Source organism: Streptomyces sp. NPDC005533 (assembly GCF_042871845.1).
In the GTDB taxonomy this organism is placed as follows: domain Bacteria; phylum Actinomycetota; class Actinomycetes; order Streptomycetales; family Streptomycetaceae; genus Streptomyces.
Genome location: NZ_JBIAJH010000015.1, coordinates 40,335 through 58,197 on the forward strand (window position 1 = coordinate 40,335; position 17,863 = coordinate 58,197).

General features: G+C 70.5%; 13 protein-coding genes. 1 reads left to right on the forward strand and 12 read right to left on the reverse strand.

The features are described 5' to 3' along the window. Positions 1–8 precede the first annotated feature (8 nt). The 10 genes from ACFYP3_RS17395 to ACFYP3_RS17440 form a co-directional block, all read right to left on the reverse strand. On the reverse strand, positions 9–1,934 hold the full coding sequence (locus ACFYP3_RS17395) for a TIGR03960 family B12-binding radical SAM protein (RefSeq protein WP_388832740.1): 1,926 nt from the start codon (positions 1,932–1,934) through the stop codon (positions 9–11). Between the two features lie 72 nt (positions 1,935–2,006). Beyond that, positions 2,007–3,527, reverse strand: a complete 1,521-nt coding sequence (locus tag ACFYP3_RS17400; RefSeq protein ID WP_388832743.1) for a CHAD domain-containing protein — start codon at positions 3,525–3,527, stop codon at positions 2,007–2,009. A gap of 49 nt (positions 3,528–3,576) precedes the next feature. Continuing rightward, the gene (gene rodA, locus ACFYP3_RS17405; RefSeq protein ID WP_388832746.1) at positions 3,577–4,776 is read right to left on the reverse strand and encodes a rod shape-determining protein RodA; all 1,200 of its coding nucleotides are present in this window, start codon (positions 4,774–4,776) and stop codon (positions 3,577–3,579) included. Between the two features lie 12 nt (positions 4,777–4,788). After that, positions 4,789–6,969, reverse strand: a complete 2,181-nt coding sequence (gene mrdA / locus ACFYP3_RS17410; protein ID WP_388832749.1) for a penicillin-binding protein 2 — start codon at positions 6,967–6,969, stop codon at positions 4,789–4,791. Between the two features lie 13 nt (positions 6,970–6,982). Then, entirely contained in the window at positions 6,983–7,690 is a 708-nt protein-coding gene (gene mreD / locus ACFYP3_RS17415; protein WP_388832752.1) for a rod shape-determining protein MreD, read from the reverse strand. Between the two features lie 13 nt (positions 7,691–7,703). Next, positions 7,704–8,651, reverse strand: coding sequence for a rod shape-determining protein MreC (gene mreC, locus ACFYP3_RS17420; protein WP_037805894.1), 948 nt, complete (start codon positions 8,649–8,651; stop codon positions 7,704–7,706). A 135-nt stretch (positions 8,652–8,786) separates the two neighbouring features. Continuing rightward, the gene (locus ACFYP3_RS17425) at positions 8,787–9,806 is read right to left on the reverse strand and encodes a rod shape-determining protein (RefSeq protein ID WP_008738981.1); all 1,020 of its coding nucleotides are present in this window, start codon (positions 9,804–9,806) and stop codon (positions 8,787–8,789) included. 306 nt (positions 9,807–10,112) lie between these two features. Further along, complete coding sequence (gene ndk / locus ACFYP3_RS17430; protein WP_388832757.1) at positions 10,113–10,523, reverse strand: nucleoside-diphosphate kinase; 411 nt, start codon at positions 10,521–10,523, stop codon at positions 10,113–10,115. Positions 10,524–10,621: 98 nt separating this feature from the next. Continuing rightward, the gene (locus ACFYP3_RS17435; RefSeq protein ID WP_388832760.1) at positions 10,622–10,990 is read right to left on the reverse strand and encodes a DUF4233 domain-containing protein; all 369 of its coding nucleotides are present in this window, start codon (positions 10,988–10,990) and stop codon (positions 10,622–10,624) included. A 3-nt stretch (positions 10,991–10,993) separates the two neighbouring features. Beyond that, positions 10,994–12,532 (reverse strand): bifunctional folylpolyglutamate synthase/dihydrofolate synthase, encoded by a 1,539-nt coding sequence (locus ACFYP3_RS17440; RefSeq protein WP_388832763.1) that lies wholly within the window; start codon positions 12,530–12,532, stop codon positions 10,994–10,996. A 117-nt stretch (positions 12,533–12,649) separates the two neighbouring features. Here ACFYP3_RS17440 and ACFYP3_RS17445 point away from each other — a divergent pair, with 117 nt between their 5' ends. After that, positions 12,650–13,699, forward strand: coding sequence for a rod shape-determining protein (locus ACFYP3_RS17445; protein WP_388832766.1), 1,050 nt, complete (start codon positions 12,650–12,652; stop codon positions 13,697–13,699). A gap of 20 nt (positions 13,700–13,719) precedes the next feature. On the opposite strand, the gene ACFYP3_RS17450 is transcribed toward ACFYP3_RS17445, so the two are convergent. Beyond that, positions 13,720–14,871 (reverse strand): sensor histidine kinase, encoded by a 1,152-nt coding sequence (locus ACFYP3_RS17450; RefSeq protein ID WP_388832769.1) that lies wholly within the window; start codon positions 14,869–14,871, stop codon positions 13,720–13,722. A gap of 267 nt (positions 14,872–15,138) precedes the next feature. Further along, positions 15,139–17,760 (reverse strand): valine--tRNA ligase, encoded by a 2,622-nt coding sequence (locus ACFYP3_RS17455; protein WP_388832772.1) that lies wholly within the window; start codon positions 17,758–17,760, stop codon positions 15,139–15,141. Positions 17,761–17,863: the final 103 nt, after the last annotated feature.

Genomic DNA, 17,863 nt, shown 5'->3' on the forward strand with positions numbered 1-17,863 from the left:
CCCAAGGGTTACTTCACGACGGTCAGCGGCAGGAGCTTCTTGCCCGTCGGGCCGATCTGGATCTCGGTCTGCATCTGCGGACACACGCCGCAGTCGAAGCAGGGGGTCCAGCGGCAGTCGTCGACCTCGGTCTCGTCGAGGGCGTCCTGCCAGTCCTCCCAGAGCCAGTCCTTGTCGAGACCGGAGTCCAGGTGGTCCCAGGGCAGGACCTCCTCGTAGGTGCGCTCGCGCGTCGTGTACCAGGCCACGTCCACGCCGTAGGCCGGCAGCGTCTTCTCCGCGGCCTCCATCCAGCGGTCGTACGAGAAGTGCTCGCGCCAGCCGTCGAAGCGGCCGCCCGACTCGTACACCGCGCGGATGACGTCGCCGATGCGGCGGTCGCCGCGGGAGAGGAGGCCCTCGACGATGCCCGGCTTGCCGTCGTGGTAGCGGAAGCCGATGGAACGGCCGTACTTCTTGTCGCCGCGGATCTTGTCGCGGAGCTTGCCCAGGCGGGCGTCCGTCTCCTCGGCCGACAGCTGCGGCGCCCACTGGAACGGGGTGTGCGGCTTCGGCACGAACCCGCCGATGGACACGGTGCAGCGGATGTCGTTCTGACCGGAGACCTCGCGGCCCTTGGCGATGACGTTGACCGCCATGTCGCCGATCTGGAGGACGTCCTCGTCGGTCTCGGTGGGCAGGCCGCACATGAAGTACAGCTTCACCTGGCGCCAGCCGTTGCCGTACGCCGTCGACACGGTCCGGATCAGGTCCTCTTCCGAGACCATCTTGTTGATGACCTTGCGCATGCGCTCGGAGCCGCCTTCGGGGGCGAAGGTCAGACCGGAGCGGCGCCCGTTGCGGGTCAGCTCGTTGGCCAGGTCCACGTTGAAGGCGTCGACGCGGGTCGACGGCAGGGACAGGCCCACCTTGTCGTCCGTGTAGCGGTCCGCGAGGCCCTTGGCGATGTCGGCGATCTCCGTGTGGTCCGCCGAGGAGAGGGAGAGGAGACCCACTTCCTCGAAGCCCGTGGCCTTCAGGCCGCGCTCCACCATCTCGCCGATGCCGGTGATGCTTCGCTCCCGCACGGGGCGCGTGATCATGCCGGCCTGGCAGAAGCGGCAGCCGCGGGTGCAGCCGCGGAAGATCTCCACCGACATCCGCTCGTGGACGGTCTCGGCGAGCGGGACCAGCGGCTGCTTGGGGTAGGGCCACTCGTCGAGGTCCATGACCGTGTGCTTGGACACGCGCCACGGCACGCCGGAGCGGTTGGGCACGACACGGCCGATGCGGCCGTCCAGCAGGTACTCCACGTCGTAGAAGCCCGGCACGTAGACGTTCCCGGTCTTCGCCAGGCGGAGCAGGACCTCCTCGCGCCCGCCCGGCCGTCCCTCGGCCTTCCAGGTGCGGATGATCTCGGTCATGTCGAGGACGGCCTGCTCGCCGTCGCCGATGACCGCGCAGTCGATGAACTCCGCGATCGGCTCGGGGTTGAAGGCCGCGTGGCCGCCCGCGAGGACGATCGGGTGGTCGACCGTACGGTTGCGGGCCTCCAGCGGGATGCCCGCGAGGTCCAGGGCCGTGAGCATGTTGGTGTAGCCCAGCTCCGTGGAGAAGGACAGGCCGAACACGTCGAAGGCGGAGACCGGGCGGTGGCTGTCCACGGTGAACTGCGGCACCTTGTGCTCGCGCATCAGCTCTTCGAGGTCGGGCCACACGCTGTAGGTGCGCTCGGCGAGGACGCCCTCGCGCTCGTTCAGCACCTCGTACAGGATCATGACGCCCTGGTTGGGCAGCCCGACTTCGTACGCGTCCGGGTACATGAGCGCCCACCGGACGTCGCAGCTCTCCCACTCCTTGACCGTGGAGTTGAGTTCACCGCCGACGTACTGGATGGGCTTCTGCACGTGCGGAAGCAGGGCCTCAAGCTGAGGGAAGACCGACTCGGTCATCACGCGACTTTCATGAAGCGGGCAGGGGGCAGCTCTCAAGCGTACCCCGAGGCTCGGCCGCCCCCACCCACATGATCATTCCAGTCCGGACCGCACCGCCGGGTCGGAGGCCTTCGCCCACGTATCCGGAAGCTCCCTTTCGCTCCGCTTGGCCAGGGCTTCCTCACGGCCGTAGAGCACGCCCCAGGTGAAGGCCGACTCCCCCGCCGCGGCCGCCTGCACGGCGAGACCGCGCAGGGCCTCGCGGGCGACGACGCCGTCCTGGTGGTCGCCGAGCAGGGATTGGACCTTCTTCACGGCCTTGGCCAGGCGTTTCGCCGGTTTGCCGAGGGCCGGTACGGCCGCCTCCGCCGCGTACCGGGACCGCTTGGCCGCCTTCCGGGCCTCGTGCAGGGCCAGGTCGCGCTCGTGGCCCGGGTCGAGGGAGAGCGCGGTGTCGATGCGGTGGGCGAGGCGGTCGAAGTCGTGGAGCACCGCCTTCGGCAGGACGCGTTCGGCCCGCCCGTCCGCGGCCTTCAGCAGCGGCGGCCGCTCCAGCAGGGCGTCGAGGGAGTCCAGGAGGGCCAGGTGGCGCGCGCTGTCGAGCGCGCCGAGCGTCCGGCGCCGCGCATCCGAGCGGCGGACGGCGTTCCAGACCTTCAGCCGGGCCCGGACCGGTCCGAGCAGCAGGGCGCGCGGAAGCTCGCCGAGGTGGTCCTGGATCCGCTCCAGCAGGACCTCCCGGTCGCGGTCGACGCCGAGTTCGGCGGCGAGCCAGCGCAGTTCCTCCCCGATCGGGTCGGTGACGTCGCGGTCCAGGACCTTGCGGTACGTCTTGAAGGCGCTGCGCAGCCGGCGGCAGGCGACCCGCATCTGGTGGACGGAGTCCGGGAGGTTGCGCCGCACGGCCGGGTCCTGCGCGACGAGGGCGTCACGCTGTTCCCGCAGGTACGCGAGGACGTACGCGCCGGCGGAGCCCTCGGGGCCGCCGGCCTCGGGCCGGGCGGGGGGCGCGGCGTCGGTCTCCGCGAGGGCCCTGGCGAGTTTCGAGGAGGCGTCGGAGACCCGGAGCCCGGCCTTGCGGAAGGTCTTCTCGACGGCGTCGAGCAGGTCGGGGTCCACGCCGTCGGCGAGTTCCACCTCCACCTCGGTCCAGGAGGCGCTGGCCTGGCCGCGCTCGGCGAGGACCTCGTCGGTGCTCAGCTCGGCGAGCAGGGCCCCCTCCGCGTCGAGCAGGTGGCTGACGCGGCGCGAGGAGACCAGCCTGACCTGCGGCTGGAGTCCGGCGTCGCGCACCCGGGAGCGGACGAGGGCGACGAGGGAGGGCGGGACGGCGTCACTGAGCGCGGTCGTGACCTCGTCCCGCACTCCGGGGGAGACGGGCAGTTTGAGGTGCCAGCCCGCGTCCGCGCCGCCCGTTCTGCGCCGCAGGGTGAGGCCGTCGGCGGCCAGGCGTTGGTCGGGGGTGTCGTAGTAGACGGCGTCGAGGTCGATGGTGCCCTGGTCGGAGACGGCCGCGATCGCGGCCGTGCCCGTCAGGTCCGGCACCCCGCGCCGGGCAGATTTGGCCTTGGAGAACTCGAATTTGCGCTCGATTTCGCGCTTGGTGTCCGCCATAGACCGAACTTAGTCCTGAACGGATCACGGCGGCAGGGTGAACAGGGGATCAGGCTGACAATGGCCGCTGCACCTTGATCGATTGCAGCAGTCCGATCGCCACCCACACCGCGAACATCGACGAGCCTCCGTACGAGACGAACGGCAGTGGCAGTCCGGCCACCGGCATGATCCCGAGGGTCATCCCGATGTTCTCGAAGGACTGGAAGGCGAACCAGGCGATGATCCCGGCGCACACGATGGTCCCGTACAGCTCGGTGGTCTCCCGGGCGATCATGCAGGCCCGCCACAGGATGACGGCCAGCAGGAACAGGATCAGCCCGGCCCCGAGGAAGCCCAGCTCCTCCCCCGCCACGGTGAAGACGAAGTCGGTCTGCTGCTCCGGCACGAACTGGCCGGTGGTCTGCGATCCCTTGAACAGCCCGGAGCCGGTGAGCCCGCCGGAGCCGATCGCGATGCGCGCCTGGTTGGTGTTGTAGCCGACGCCCGCCGGGTCGAGTTCGGGGTTGGCGAAGGCCGCGAAGCGGTTGATCTGGTACTCGTCGAGGACGCCGAGCTGCCAGATCAGGACGGCGCCGCCGGCGCCGGTGCCGAGGAGTCCGAGCACCCAGCGGTTGGAGGCGCCGGAGGCCAGCAGCACGCCGAGCACGATGACGATCATGACCATGACGGACCCGAGGTCGGGCATCAGCATGACGATGCCCATGGGCGCGGCGGCCAGGCAGAGCGCCTTGACGACCGTGCGGTGGTCCGGGTGGGTGAGGTCGCCCGCGTCCACCCGGGTGGCCAGCAGCATCGCCATGACCAGGATGATCGTGATCTTCACGAACTCGGAGGGCTGGAGGGAGAATCCGCCGCCGATCACGATCCACGCGTGGGCGCCGTTGATGGTGGCGCCCAGCGGGGTGAGCACGGCCAGGATGAGCACCAGTGAGAGCCCGTAGAGGACCGGCACCGCACCGCGCAGGGTGCGGTGGCCGAGCCAGACGGTGCCGATCATCAGGACGAGGCCGATGCCGGTGTTCAGGGCGTGCCGGGCCAGGAAGTAGTACGGGTCCCCCTGGTTCAGCTGGGTCCTGTTGCGGGTCGCCGACCACACCAGCAGGGAGCCCACGAAGGACAGGGCGAGCGCGGCGAGGAGTATCGGCCAGTCAAGCCGGCGCACCACGGAGTCGCGGGCGGTGAGCCTGGCCATCGCCCCGCGCTCGGGCGCGTACCGGGAGACGGAGAACTTGTTGGCGGTCTGCATGTCTTTCGGTCCTCAGTCGTGCCGTGCGGGAGTCGGGGCGGGCGGCCCGGCGAGGGCGGGCGGTTCGGGCTCCTCCGGGGACGGCGGCACGTACGGCCGGATCTCCGGGGAGTCGATGGAACCGTCGGGGCGGATCTTGGGCAGGTTCGCCTCGGGCTGCGGCAGCAGGGCCTTCTTCGGGTCGAGCTTGCCGTCCATGTCGAGACCGTAGATGGCGTTGTAGAGGTTGCGGACGGCGGGGCCGGAGGCTCCGGAGCCGGTGCCGCCCTGGGAGATCGTCATGACGATCGTGAAGTCCTTGGTGTAGGTCGCCAGCCAGGACGTGGTCTGCTTGCCGTACACCTGGGCGGTGCCGGTCTTGGCGTGCATGGGGATCTTGTCCATCGGCCAGCCGATGAACCGCCAGGCGGCGGTGCCGCCGGGCTCGGCGACCGAGCGCAGGCCCTTGTCGAGGTCGCCGATGGTCTTGGCGTCGATCGGCAGCCGGCCGTGGGGCTGCGGCTTGATCATCTCGACGTGCTTGCCGTCCGGGCTCACCAGGGCCTTGCCGACCGTGGGGTTGTAGAGGGTGCCGCCGTTGCTGATGGCGGAGTACGCGGTGGCCATCTGGATGGGGGTGACGAGGACGTCTCCCTGGCCGATGGCGAAGTTGATGCTGTCGTAGGCCTTCAGCTGGTTGCCCTCGAGGCAGCTCTCGTAGGCGATCTGCTCGACGTAGCTGCCGCCCCGCTTGCCCTGCTTGCACCAGGAGTCCTTGTTGGCCGCCCAGAAGCTCTGCTTCCACTTGCGGTCGGGGATGCGCCCGGTGACCTCGTTCGGCAGGTCGATGTGGGTCTCGGCACCGAGGCCGAACTCGCGGGCGGTCCGGTAGAACCAGTCGTGGGCGTTCTTCTTCGGCTTGAGGCCGCCGTCGCGCTGCCACTCCTTGTGGCCGAGGGCGTAGAAGACGGTGTTGCAGGAGAACTTGAGCGCGTCGCCGAGGGTGATGGGGCCGTGCCCCTTGGACTCGAAGTTCGCGAAGCTCCGGCCGCCCATGTTGTAGGAGGCGCTGCAGTTGTACTTGTCGTTGAAGTCGTAGCCGGCCCGGACGGCCGCGCTCGCCGAGACCACCTTGAAGATGGAGCCCGCGGGGGCCTGGCCCTGGATGGCCCGGTTGAGCAGCGGGTAGTTGGAGTTCTTGCTGGTGAGCCTGGCGTAGTCCTTGCCGGAGATGCCGCCGACCCAGGCGTTGGGGTCGTAGTCGGGCTGGGAGGCCATCGCGACGACGCGGCCGGTCTTGGCCTCCATGACGACGACGGCGCCGGAGTCGGCCTCGTACTTGCGGCCCGTGATGTTGTCGGTCTCGTTGCGGACGACCTTCATGGCCGCCTGGAGCTCGTACTCGGCCACGGCCTGGACGCGGGCGTCGATGCTGGTGATGAGGGTGGACCCGGCCACGCCCGGGTCGGACTTGGTCTGGCCCATGACCCGGCCGAGGTTGTCGACCTCGTACGAGGTGACCTCCGCCTTGCCGCGCAGCTGCCGGTCGTAGGTGCGTTCGATGCCGGAGCGGCCGACCTGGTCGGAGCGCAGGTGCGGGGAGTCGGTGTCCTTGGCCTTCTGGATCTCGTCGTCGGTGACCGGCGAGAGGTAGCCGAGCACCTGCGCGGTACGGGCTCCGCCGGGGGCCGGGTAGCGGCGGACGGCGGTGGGCTCGGCGGTGATGCCGGGGAACTCCTCGGGGCGCTCGCGCAGCTGGAGCGCCTGCTGCGTGGTGGCCTCCATGGTGACCGGGATCGGCTGGTAGGGGGAACCGTTCCAGCAGGGTGCGGGGGTCTGGGAGTCGCAGAGCCGGACCTTCTCCATGACCTCCTTGGGGGTCATGTCCAGCACGTCGGCGAGGCGGGTCATGACGCCCTTGCCCCGGTCCTTCATCTTCATCAGCGCGGTGCGGCTGGCGGAGACGACGAGCCGGGTCTCGTTGTCGGCGAGGGGCACCCCGCGGGCGTCGAGGATCGAGCCGCGCACGGCCGGCTGGACCACCCGCTGCACGTGGTTGCTCTTGGCCTCGTGGTAGTACTCCGCGCCGTTGCGGATCTGGAGGAACCAGAGCCGGCCGCCGAGGGTGACCAGCATCGAGAGGATGAGCACCTGCATGATGACGAGCCTGATCTGCACCCGGGAGGTGCGGCCGGTCTCCGGAACGTTCGTCACGCCTGCTCCTCCCTCACAGCTTCTTGACGCTCTTCACACCCTTGACTGCCTTGACGCCCTTTATGCGGACGGCCCTGTTGGCGCGGGAGCGCGCGGTCTTCAGTCGCAGGCCGCCGCGCTGGCTGCCGATGCGCAGGCCCGTACCGCCGGCCAGCCAGCCGGCGGAGACGTCGGCGGCCTTGTTCGTGGGGCCGCCGCCGGCCTCGACGGCCATCGGGTCGTTCTCGGCGCGCCGGGCCAGGGCCATGATGAACGGCACCGTGAAGGGCGCGAGCAGCAGGTCGTAGAGGGTCGCCGTGAACAGCAGCCCGGCCAGGCCCACGTGGCGGGCGGCCGTGTCCCCGACCAGGGCGCCGACGCCGGCGTAGAGGAGGGTGGAGCCGATCGCGGCGGCGACGACGGTGAGCATGGGGCCCCAGGCGGAGCGGAACCGCCCACCGTCGGGCCGGACCAGCCCGCAGGCGTAGCCGATGACGCACAGCACGAGCGCGTACCGGCCGGCGGCGTGGTCGGCGGGCGGGGCCAGGTCGGCGAGGAGACCGGCGGCGAAGCCGATCAGGGCTCCACTGACGTGCCCGTACACGAGTGCGAGGGCGACGACGGTGAGGAGCAGCAGGTCGGGGACGGCACCGGGCAGTTGGAGCCGGCCCAGGACGGTGACCTGGATGACGAGGGCGACCACGACGAGCGTGGCCGAGAGCAGGATCCTGTTGAAGCGCATGGGCGGTCTGCTCCTACTCGTCGGCCGGCTTGCCGGGCACGCTGGCGGACCCGGACGGGGTCACCGTGACGGTGACCGTCGGGGTGGGCTTGGGGGCCTCGGGCTTGGGGGGCAGGACGGCGTCGCGCGGGTCCTCGCGCGGCGGCATCACGACGACGCCGACGATGTCGAGGCGCGAGAACGCGACGGCCGGGTTGACCCATACGGTGCGGGTCAGGTCTCCGCGCGAGGGGTCGACCTTGACCACCTCGCCGATCGGCACGCCGGGCACGAACGGCTTGTTGCCGCGCGAGCCGAAGGTGACGAGCCGGTCCCCGGGGTTGATCTTGGCCTTGCCGTTGAGCATCTGCACGGACATCGGGCGGTCGCCCTGCCCTGTGGCGAAGCCGAGTTCGCCGGTCTTCTCCAGCCGGGTGCCGACGGTGAAGTCGGGGTCGTTGGCGAGGACGACGGTCGCGGTGTCCGGGCCCACGGTGCTGACCCGGCCGACGAGGCCGTCGCCGTTGAGGACGGTCATGTCGCGTTCGATGCCGTCCTTGCTGCCGGCGTCGATGGTGACGGTCCAGGAGAAGCCCTGGGCCGCTCCTATCGCGATGACCTCGGCGCCCTTGATGCCGTACTGTCCGGCGCCCGCCCGCTTGAGCATCTCGTCGAGCTCGTGGATGCGGCTGCGGGTCTGCTCGTCGCTGCCCAGCTTGGCCTTCAGGGCGGCGTTCTCGCGCTCCAGCGTGGCGATGCGGTTGTGCCGCTCGCCCGAGTCCCTTACCGCCCCTATGGCGTTGGCGACCGGATCGACAGCGGTCGCCACACCCTCCTCGACCGGCCCGAAGACCGCTGCCGCGGCCTGCCGGGCACCGTCGACCGGCGACTCCTCGCCTGCCCTGATGTCCACCGTGATCAACGCGAACGCGATGGCGATCAGAAGCACCAGGAGCAGCCGGCTTTCTCGTGTGTCCCTCACGTGCGGCGGCCGTGCCTTCCTCGTCGGAATTCTCTTTTGCCTGTATATCAACGATCCGCCGCACGGGCCCGGTAGCACCCGTACGGCGGATCCTTGTGTGTTCCGCATGGCCCCTCCGCCGGGGAGGGGCGTCTGTCAGCGACGGGGCTGGGCGTCCAGGACCTGCTGGAGCGCCTCGAACTCCTCGACGCACTTGCCGGAGCCGAGCGCCACGGAGTCGAGCGGGTCCTCGGCGATGTGGATCGGCATGCCGGTCTCCCGGCGCAGCCGCTCGTCGAGGCCGCGCAGCAGGGCGCCGCCGCCGGTCAGGACGATGCCGCGGTCCATGATGTCGCCGGAGAGCTCCGGCGGGCACTTGTCGAGCGTGGTCTTGACCGCGTCGACGATGGCGTTGACCGGCTCCTCGATGGCCTTGCGGACCTCGGCGGCCGAGATGACGACCGTCTTGGGCAGGCCGGAGACCAGGTCGCGTCCTCGGATCTCGGTGTGCTCGTCCTTGTCGAGGTCGTACGCCGACCCGATGGTGATCTTGATCTGCTCGGCCGTCCGCTCACCGAGGAGGAGCGAGTACTCCTTCTTGATGTGCTGGATGATCGCGTTGTCGAGCTCGTCGCCGGCCACCCGGATGGACTGCGCCGTGACGATTCCGCCGAGGGAGATGACGGCGACCTCGGTGGTGCCGCCGCCGATGTCCACGACCATGTTGCCGGTGGCCTCGTGGACGGGCAGGCCCGAGCCGATGGCGGCGGCCATGGGCTCCTCGATGATGTGCACCTGTCGGGCGCCGGCCTGCGTGGACGCCTCGATGACGGCGCGTCGCTCCACCCCGGTGATGCCGGAGGGGACACAGACCACGACCCGCGGACGTGCCAGGTAGCGGCGCTTGTGGATCTTGAGGATGAAGTACCGGAGCATACGCTCGGTGATCTCGAAGTCGGCGATGACGCCGTCCTTGAGGGGCCTTACGGCGACGATGTTGCCGGGCGTGCGCCCGATCATCTTCTTCGCCTCGGAGCCGACCGCCAGAATGCCGCCGGTGTTCGTGTTGATGGCGACCACGGACGGCTCGTTCAGGACGATCCCCCGGCCCCTCACGTACACCAGCGTGTTGGCGGTCCCGAGGTCGATCGCCATGTCACGGCCGATGAACGACATGTTGTTCCCCTTGTTCCCCATGAGGAGCGTCTGGCCTTCCAGTTGATAGCGGCTGCTGTCAGGTCGGCGAGGTGGGTGTGTGGGTGGAGGCCCCATCGTAGTCACGGTTGTACTGACACCGCGCGACGGGACTCCGGCAATCCCGCCGGAATGGATACCCGCCCCCTTAGTGGTGACGACGTGTCCTGCCCAGGCGTTCCCGCTCGCGGCCGGAAATACCGAGGGGCGACCGAAATTACTTCGGTCGCCCCAGGTCGTGAGCGCTATTTGGCTGATGTCTCGTCAGGAAAGAGTGCTCCGGAAGAGTCAGAGCGCGGGAAAGAACAGCTTCAGCTCGCGCTCCGCGGACTCCTCGGAGTCCGAGGCGTGGATCAGGTTCTCCCGGGTGACGGTGCCGAAGTCACCCCGGATGGAGCCGGGCGCCGCGGCGATCGGGTCGGTGGGTCCGGCCAGCTGGCGGACGCCCTCGATCACGCGTTCCCCTTCCACGACCAGGGCGACGACGGGACCGCTCGCCATGAAGCCCATGAGGGGCTCGTAGAACGGCTTGCCCTTGTGCTCCCCGTAGTGCGCCTCCAGGGTCTCCTGGTCCAGCGTGCGCAGCTCCAGTGCGGGAATCGTCCAGCCGGCCTTCCGCTCGATGCGGCCGATGATCTCGCCGACCAGACCACGACGGACGGCGTCGGGCTTGAGCAGGACGAGGGTGCGCTGGGTCATGTTTCGGCTCCTTGCGGCAAACGGGTGCGGTGGGACGAATCTACAGGGCCGTCAGGGGGCGGTCCGGCCGGTGCCCGGCCGGACCCGGAGGTGACCGCTCACGCGGTGTCGGGCGCCGCGGACGCCCCGGACGCCTCCTGCGCCGCCGCCCACCTCGCCTTGATCGCGTCGATCTTCCGGCCGTAGTGCACCGAGCACCACCACAGGCCCGCGAAGACCGCGCCGAGGAAGAACATCGTCGGGACGACGAAGCCGCTCACGATCAGGCCGATCTGCAGCGCCCAGCCCAGCTGGACCGCCCCGGGACGCGACAGCATCCCGCACAGCAGCACCGACAGCAGCATCGCGACCCCGCAGACCGTCCAGACCGCGGCCTGGGTCAGGTCGGGGTCCTTCATCGCCACCAGCCCCGCGAAGCCGATCACGAAGAACTCGCCGATCAGCGTGCTCGCACACAGCGTGCGCATCCCTCAGCCCCTCTTCAGCAGCAGGCGGGCCTCGCCCACCGTGATCACGGAACCGGTCACCAGGACCCCGGCCCCTCCGTACTCGGCCTCTTCCTCCGCCAGGGTGATCGCCGCCTCCAGGGCGTCGTCCAGCCGCGGCTCCACCTGCACCCGGTCCACGCCGAACACCTCGACCGCGACGGCCGCCAGCTCGTCGGCGCCCATCGACCGGTGGCTGGAGTTCTCCGTGACCACCACCTCCGCGAAGATCGGCTCGAAGGCCTCCAGCACCCCGCGGACGTCCTTGTCCTCGCTCGCGGCCACGACCCCGATCAGCCGGCTGAAGCCGAAGGACTCGGTCACCGCGTCCGCCGTGGCCGCGGCACCCGCCGGGTTGTGCGCCGCGTCCAGGACCACCGTCGGGCTGCGCCGCACGACCTCCATGCGGCCCGGCGAGGTCACCGAGGCGAAGGCCCGCTGCACGGTCTCCAGGTCCAGCACCCGCGCGTGCTCCTGGCCGATCCCGAAGAAGGCCTCGACCGCCGCCAGCGCCACCGCCGCGTTGTGCGCCATGTGGGCGCCGTACAGCGGCAGGAAGATGCCGGCGTACTCCCCACCCACACCGCGCAGCGTCAGCTGCTGGCCGCCGACGGCGACCTCGCGCGAGACGACGCCGAACTCCATGCCCTCGCGGGCCACCGTGGCGTCGACCTCCACGGCCTTCTTCAGCAGCACCTGCGCCGCGTCCACCGGCTGCTGCGCCAGGATCACGGTCGCGTCCTGCTTGATGACGCCGCCCTTCTCCACGGCGATCTCGCCGGGCGTGGAGCCGAGCCGGTCGGTGTGGTCCAGGCTGATCGGCGTGATGACCGCGACCGAGGCGTCGATGACGTTCGTCGCGTCCCAGCTGCCGCCCATGCCGACCTCGACCACGGCCACGTCCACGGGCGCGTCCGCGAAGGCCGCGTAGGCCATTCCGGTGAGCACCTCGAAGAACGACAGCCGGAACTCCTCGGCGGCGTCGACCATCTCCACGTACGGCTTGATGTCCTGGTACGTCTCGACGAACCGCTCGGCGTCGATCGGCGCCCCGTCGAGGCTGATCCGCTCGGTGATCGACTGCACGTGCGGGCTGGTGTAGCGCCCGGTGCGCAGCTCGAAGGCGTTCAGCAGGCTCTCGATCATGCGGGCCGTGCTCGTCTTGCCGTTGGTGCCGGTGACGTGGATGGAGGGGTACGCCCGCTGCGGCTCGCCCAGCACGTCCATCAGCGCCGCGATCCGCGACACCGACGGTTCCAGCTTGGTCTCGCCCCAGCGGGTGGAAAGCTCCTGTTCCACCTCCAGCAGCGCCTTCGCGACCTGCGGATCGACGGGCGGGGCGGGTACCGGGTCGCCCTGGGGCGGTCCGGCCTGGGCGCGCAGGGTACGGCTGCCGGCCTCGATCACCGCCAGGTCGGGGTCGCGGTCGGACTCTTCCGCCACGATCTGGTCGAACTCGTCGAAGGTGCCGGCGAGGTCGTCGTTGTCGTCGCGGTCGTGGCTCTCGGGCTGCTGCTCACTCACAGGGCCAGTCTACGGACGGGGACCCCGAGGACTTTCGGCCCGGCCGGTTGGGGACCTTCGGCGGCAAGAGCGACCGGATCGTTATGCAAGCCTTGCGGACAGCAGAGAGGGGAATAAATGCCGCAGGCCAGTACGAAAAAGACGGCTTCCAGCCGCGACATAGGGGTGGACCTGGGGACCGCGAACACCCTCGTCTACGCGCGGGGCCACGGGATCGTCCTCGATGAGCCGTCCGTGGTCGCCGTCCGGGCCGGCACCACCACCACCCTGGCCGTCGGGACGGAGGCCAAGGAGACCATCGGCCGCACGCCCGGCTCCATCACCGCGATCCGGCCCCTCAAGGGCGGCGTGATCTGCGACTACGAGGCAGCCGAGGAGCTGATCCGGCACTTCGTGCGCAAGGCCGTTCCCGGCCGCCGGCCCCGCACCCGGATGGTGATCTGCGTACCGTCCGGGGTCACCCCCGTCGAGCGGCGGGCCCTCGTCCACGCCGCCACCCGGGCCGGCGCCAAAGCCGTACACCTGATCGAGGAGCCGATGGCGGCGGCGATCGGCGCCGGGCTGCCCGTGGCCGAACCGCGCGGCTCCATGGTCGTGGACATCGGCGGCGGCACCTCCGAGGTCGCCGTCATCTCCCTGGGCGCCATCGTCACCTCCCGGTCGCTGCGCGTCGGCGGGGACCGGCTGGACGCGGCGATCACCGACCACGTGCGCAAGCGGCACGCGCTGCTCATCGGGGAGCGCACCGCCGAGGACGTCAAGCTCGCCGTCGGCTCGGCCTGGCCGGTGCCGGACCGGCCGGAGCTGGAGACGCGCACCTTCACCGTGCGCGGCCGCGAGAAGGTCGGCGGCATGCCCAAGACGCTGGAGCTGGGCGCCGCGGAGGTCCGGGCGGCCCTCGACGAGCCGGTCGAGGCGATCATCGCTGCCGTGCGCACCACCCTGGAGGAGTGCCCGCCCGAACTGTCCGGCGACGTGCTGGAGCACGGCATCACCTTGACCGGAGGCGGCGCCCTGCTCCCCGGCCTGGACCTGCGGATGGCCTCCGCGACCGGCATCCCCGTCTTCGTGGCGGACCACCCGCTGGACTGCGTGGCGCTGGGCTCCGGCCGGTGCGTGGAGGAGCTGGACACCCTCGGCAGCCTGCTGGTTCCCGCGAAGGCCTGAGGCGCCGGGCCGTCTCGAACCTAGCCGCGCGGCAGCGTGGCCACGACCTCGTACGCGTCCTGCGTGCGGCGCGCCGTCAGGCTCCCGCCCAGGCTCCGGACGCGCTCGGACATGCTCGCGGTCCCGGAGCCCGCCGAGACGGGCGCCCGGCCCGGGGTGCGGGCCGCCAGCGCGTTGCTCACGGCGATCCGCAGCTGCGGTCCGTCGGCCGCGATCGACACGTGGATGGTCTCCCCGTGCGCGTGCTTGGCGGCGTTGGTCAGGCACTCCTGCACCACCCGGTAGACCGCCGCCTGCCGCAGCGGCGACAGCCCGTGGACCTCCGGGTCCATGGCCAGCCGCACGGGCGAGCCCGCCCGCCCGCTCTCCTCGGCCAGCGCGGGCAGCCCGCCGACGCCCGGGGTCGAGGCCCGCTCCCCGCGCTGCACGATGATCTCGTTGAGCACCAGGTGGGCGCGGCGCGCGGTGTCGGCCAGCTCCTCGAAGTCCTTCGCGTGGCTGCTCTCGCGCGCCCGCACCGACAGCACCTCGGAGCGCACCGTCAGCAGGGTCAGCTCCCGCCCGACGAAGTCGTGGACGTCGCGGGCCACCGAGCTGCGTTCCTGCTGGACGGCCTGGAGCACGGCGGACTCCGCCCGCCGGGCGGTGAGCTCCCCCACCAGGTCGTGCCGGTAGGCGGCGATGCCCACCGCCGCGGCCAGCACCCCGATGGGCACGAACAGGCCGAGGAAGCCGCTGAGCGTCTCCACCTTGTGCGCCGCCCAGCCCGGCACGCAGGAGAACAGGAGCAGCGCGAAGCCGACGTACCCGATCGTGGCCAGGACGGCGGCCCGCCGGCCCCGGTAGCGGCCCACCGAGTACAGCGCGAACTGGATCAGGGTGAGCTCGTGCAGCCATCCGATGAACAGCAGCGCGGCCACGTACGAGATCCAGGGCGTCCGGCGGCGCACCAGCAGGCTCGCGCAGCCCACGGCGAGCACGACGGCGGCGGCGGGCCCGGTCAGCGAGTTGTCGGCGGCGGCCAGTCCGGGCAGGTCGAGGGCCATCAGACCGAGGCAGCTCAGGGCCGTGAGCACGTCCAGCGCACGCGGCGAACCGGCCCAGCTCTCGGTGAGCCGGCGGCCGGAGGCCACCCACCGGTGGTACGCCGAGACGAGGGGCTGGACGCGCATGCCCTCCATCATCCGTGGTCAGCGGATCGGATCGGATCGACAGAGGCCGAAAACGCAGTGATGTAGGGCACTTCGGACAGGACGGAGGTCCCGGCGGCCACGCTGGTCCTCGCGCTGGTCCTCGGGCAGTTCGTCAGCCGCCTCCTGTGAGACCGTCCCCCGGACGGGGAACGCATGAGGCGAAGGCCCCCGCGTCGACCGACGGTGCGGGGGCCTTCGCCCTGGCCTGTGCCTGTGCCTGTGCCTGCGCCCTGTCCTTACGGACCGTCAGGCGGCGGGCAGCGCGGCCAGCTGGGCCTGGAGCCGCGCGATGTCCGCCTCGGCCTTGGCCAGCCGGCCCTTGATCTTGTCCACGACGTTGTCGGGGGCCTTGGCGATGAACGCCTCGTTCCCCAGCTTCGCCTCGGCCTGCTGCTTCTCCTTCTCGGCGGCGGCCAGGTCCTTGCTCAGCCGCTTGCGCTCCGCCGGGATGTCGATCGTGCCCGACAGGTCGAGCTCGACGGTGGCGCCGCCCACCGGGAGGCTCGCGGTGGCCTCGAAGCCCTCGCCCTCCGGCTGCAGGCGCAGCAGCTGGCGGATGGCGGCCTCGTGCAGGCCCAGCGTCGTGCCCGACAGGTCCAGGCGGCCCGGGACCTTCTGCTTGTCGTCGAGGTTCTGCTCCCTGCGGAACCGGCGGACCTCGCGGACCAGGCTCTGGACGGCGTCGATCTCGGCCTCGGCGGCCGCGTCGCGGAAGCCGCTGTCCTTCGGCCAGTCGGCGATCACGAGGGACTCGCCACCGGTCAGCGTGGTCCACAGGGTCTCGGTGACGAACGGGACCACCGGGTGCAGCAGGCGCAGCATGACGTCGAGGACCTCGCCGAGGACCCGGGCGGAGGCCTTGGCCTGCTCGCCGCCCGCGAAGAAGGTCGTCTTCGACAGCTCGACGTACCAGTCGAAGACCTCGTCCCACGCGAAGTGGTAGAGGGAGTCCGACAGCTTCGAGAACTGGTAGTCGTCGTAGAACGCGTCGACCTCGGCCACGGTCTTGTTGAGCCGCGACAGGATCCAGCGGTCGGTCGCCGACATCTCCTCGACGGCCGGCAGCTCGCCCTCGATCGTGGCGCCGTTCATCAGCGCGAAGCGCGTGGCGTTCCAGATCTTGTTGGCGAACTTGCTGGAGGCCTGGACCCAGTCCTCGCCGATCGGGACGTCGACGCCCGGGTTGGCGCCGCGGGCCAGGGTGAAGCGGACGGCGTCGGAGCCGTACCGGTCCATCCAGTCCAGCGGGTTCACCGCGTTGCCGAAGGACTTCGACATCTTCTTGCCGCGCTCGTCACGGACCATGCCGTGCAGGGCGATGGTGTGGAACGGCGGGGTGCCGTCCATCGCGTACAGGCCGAACATCATCATCCGGGCGACCCAGAAGAAGAGGATGTCGTAGCCGGTGACCAGGACGGAGTTCGGATAGAACTTCGCCAGGCTCTCGGTCCGGTTCGGCCAGCCGAGGGTGGAGAAGGGCCACAGGCCCGACGAGAACCACGTGTCGAGGACGTCGGTGTCCTGGGTCCAGCCCTCGCCCGCGGGCGGCTGCTCGTCCGGTCCGACGCAGACGACCTCGCCGTTCGGGCCGTACCAGACGGGGATGCGGTGGCCCCACCACAGCTGGCGCGAGATGCACCAGTCGTGGAGGTTGTCGACCCAGTCGAAGTAGCGCTTCTCCATCTCCTGCGGGTGGATCTTGACCCGGCCGTCGCGGACCGCGTCACCGGCGGCCTTCGCGAGCGGGCCGACCTTGACCCACCACTGCATGGACAGACGCGGCTCGATGGTGGTCTTGCAGCGCGAGCAGTGGCCGACCGAGTGGGTGTACGGGCGCTTCTCGGCGACGATCCGGCCCTCGGCGCGCAGCGCGGCGACGATGGCGGAGCGGGCCTCCAGCCGGTCCAGGCCCTGGAAGGGGCCGTGGGCCGTGATGATGGCGTGCTCGTCCATGACGGCGAGGTTCGGCAGGCCGTGGCGCTGGCCGATCTCGAAGTCGTTCGGGTCGTGCGCCGGGGTCACCTTGACGGCGCCGGTGCCGAACTCCGGGTCGACGTGCTCGTCCGCGACGACCGGGATGCGGCGGCCGGTCAGCGGCAGCTCGATCTCGGTGCCGACCAGGTGCTTGTAGCGCTCGTCCTCCGGGTGGACGGCGACGGCGGTGTCGCCGAGCATCGTCTCGGCGCGGGTGGTCGCCACGATGATGGAGGCGTCGCCGTCCCCGTACCGGATGGAGACGAGCTCGCCCTCGTCGTCCTGGTACTCGACCTCGATGTCGGAGATCGCGGTGAGGCAGCGCGGGCACCAGTTGATGATGCGCTCGGCCCGGTAGATGAGCTCGTCGTCGTAGAGCTTCTTGAAGATGGTCTGGACGGCCTCGGAGAGGCCCTCGTCCATGGTGAAGCGCTCGCGCGACCAGTCGACACCGTCACCGAGGCGGCGCATCTGGCCGGAGATCTGCCCGCCGGACTCGCCCTTCCACTGCCAGACGCGCTCGACGAACGCCTCCCGGCCCAGGTCGTGGCGGGACTTGCCCTCCTTGGCGAGCTCGCGCTCGACGACGTTCTGGGTGGCGATGCCCGCGTGGTCCATGCCGGGCTGCCACAGCGTCTCGAAGCCCTGCATGCGCTTGCGGCGGGTCAGGGCGTCGATGAGGGTGTGCTCGAAGGCGTGGCCCAGGTGCAGCGAGCCCGTGACGTTCGGCGGCGGGATGACGATGGTGTACGGCGGCTTCTCGCTCTTCGCGTCGGCCTCGAAATACCCACGCTCTACCCAGCGCTCGTAGAGCTTCCCCTCTACCTCGGCCGGCGTGTACGCGGTCGGCAATTCGGAGTTGGGGCTGCTGGGTGTCTGCGTGTTCTCGGTCACGGGCCACAGTTTACGGCCGTAACAGTCCAGTCATGAAACCGGTAATGAGGGGGCCCGCCGCCCCGGGCGCCATCCGCTTCCGCCAGGATGTGTGGATCGGATA

What these genes read in the sequence shown, in the direction of transcription:
- ACFYP3_RS17400 (WP_388832743.1), bottom strand. Translation starts at nt 3,527, where the DNA reads ATGGCGGACACCAAGCGCGAAATCGAGCGCAAATTCGAGTTCTCCAAG.
- rodA (WP_388832746.1), bottom strand. Translation starts at nt 4,776, where the DNA reads ATGCAGACCGCCAACAAGTTCTCCGTCTCCCGGTACGCGCCCGAGCGC.
- mreD (WP_388832752.1), bottom strand. Translation starts at nt 7,690, where the DNA reads ATGCGCTTCAACAGGATCCTGCTCTCGGCCACGCTCGTCGTGGTCGCC.
- ACFYP3_RS17425 (WP_008738981.1), bottom strand. Translation starts at nt 9,806, where the DNA reads ATGTCGTTCATCGGCCGTGACATGGCGATCGACCTCGGGACCGCCAAC.
- ndk (WP_388832757.1), bottom strand. Translation starts at nt 10,523, where the DNA reads ATGACCCAGCGCACCCTCGTCCTGCTCAAGCCCGACGCCGTCCGTCGT.
- ACFYP3_RS17435 (WP_388832760.1), bottom strand. Translation starts at nt 10,990, where the DNA reads ATGCGCACGCTGTGTGCGAGCACGCTGATCGGCGAGTTCTTCGTGATC.
- ACFYP3_RS17445 (WP_388832766.1), top strand. Translation starts at nt 12,650, where the DNA reads ATGCCGCAGGCCAGTACGAAAAAGACGGCTTCCAGCCGCGACATAGGG.
- ACFYP3_RS17450 (WP_388832769.1), bottom strand. Translation starts at nt 14,871, where the DNA reads ATGCGCGTCCAGCCCCTCGTCTCGGCGTACCACCGGTGGGTGGCCTCC.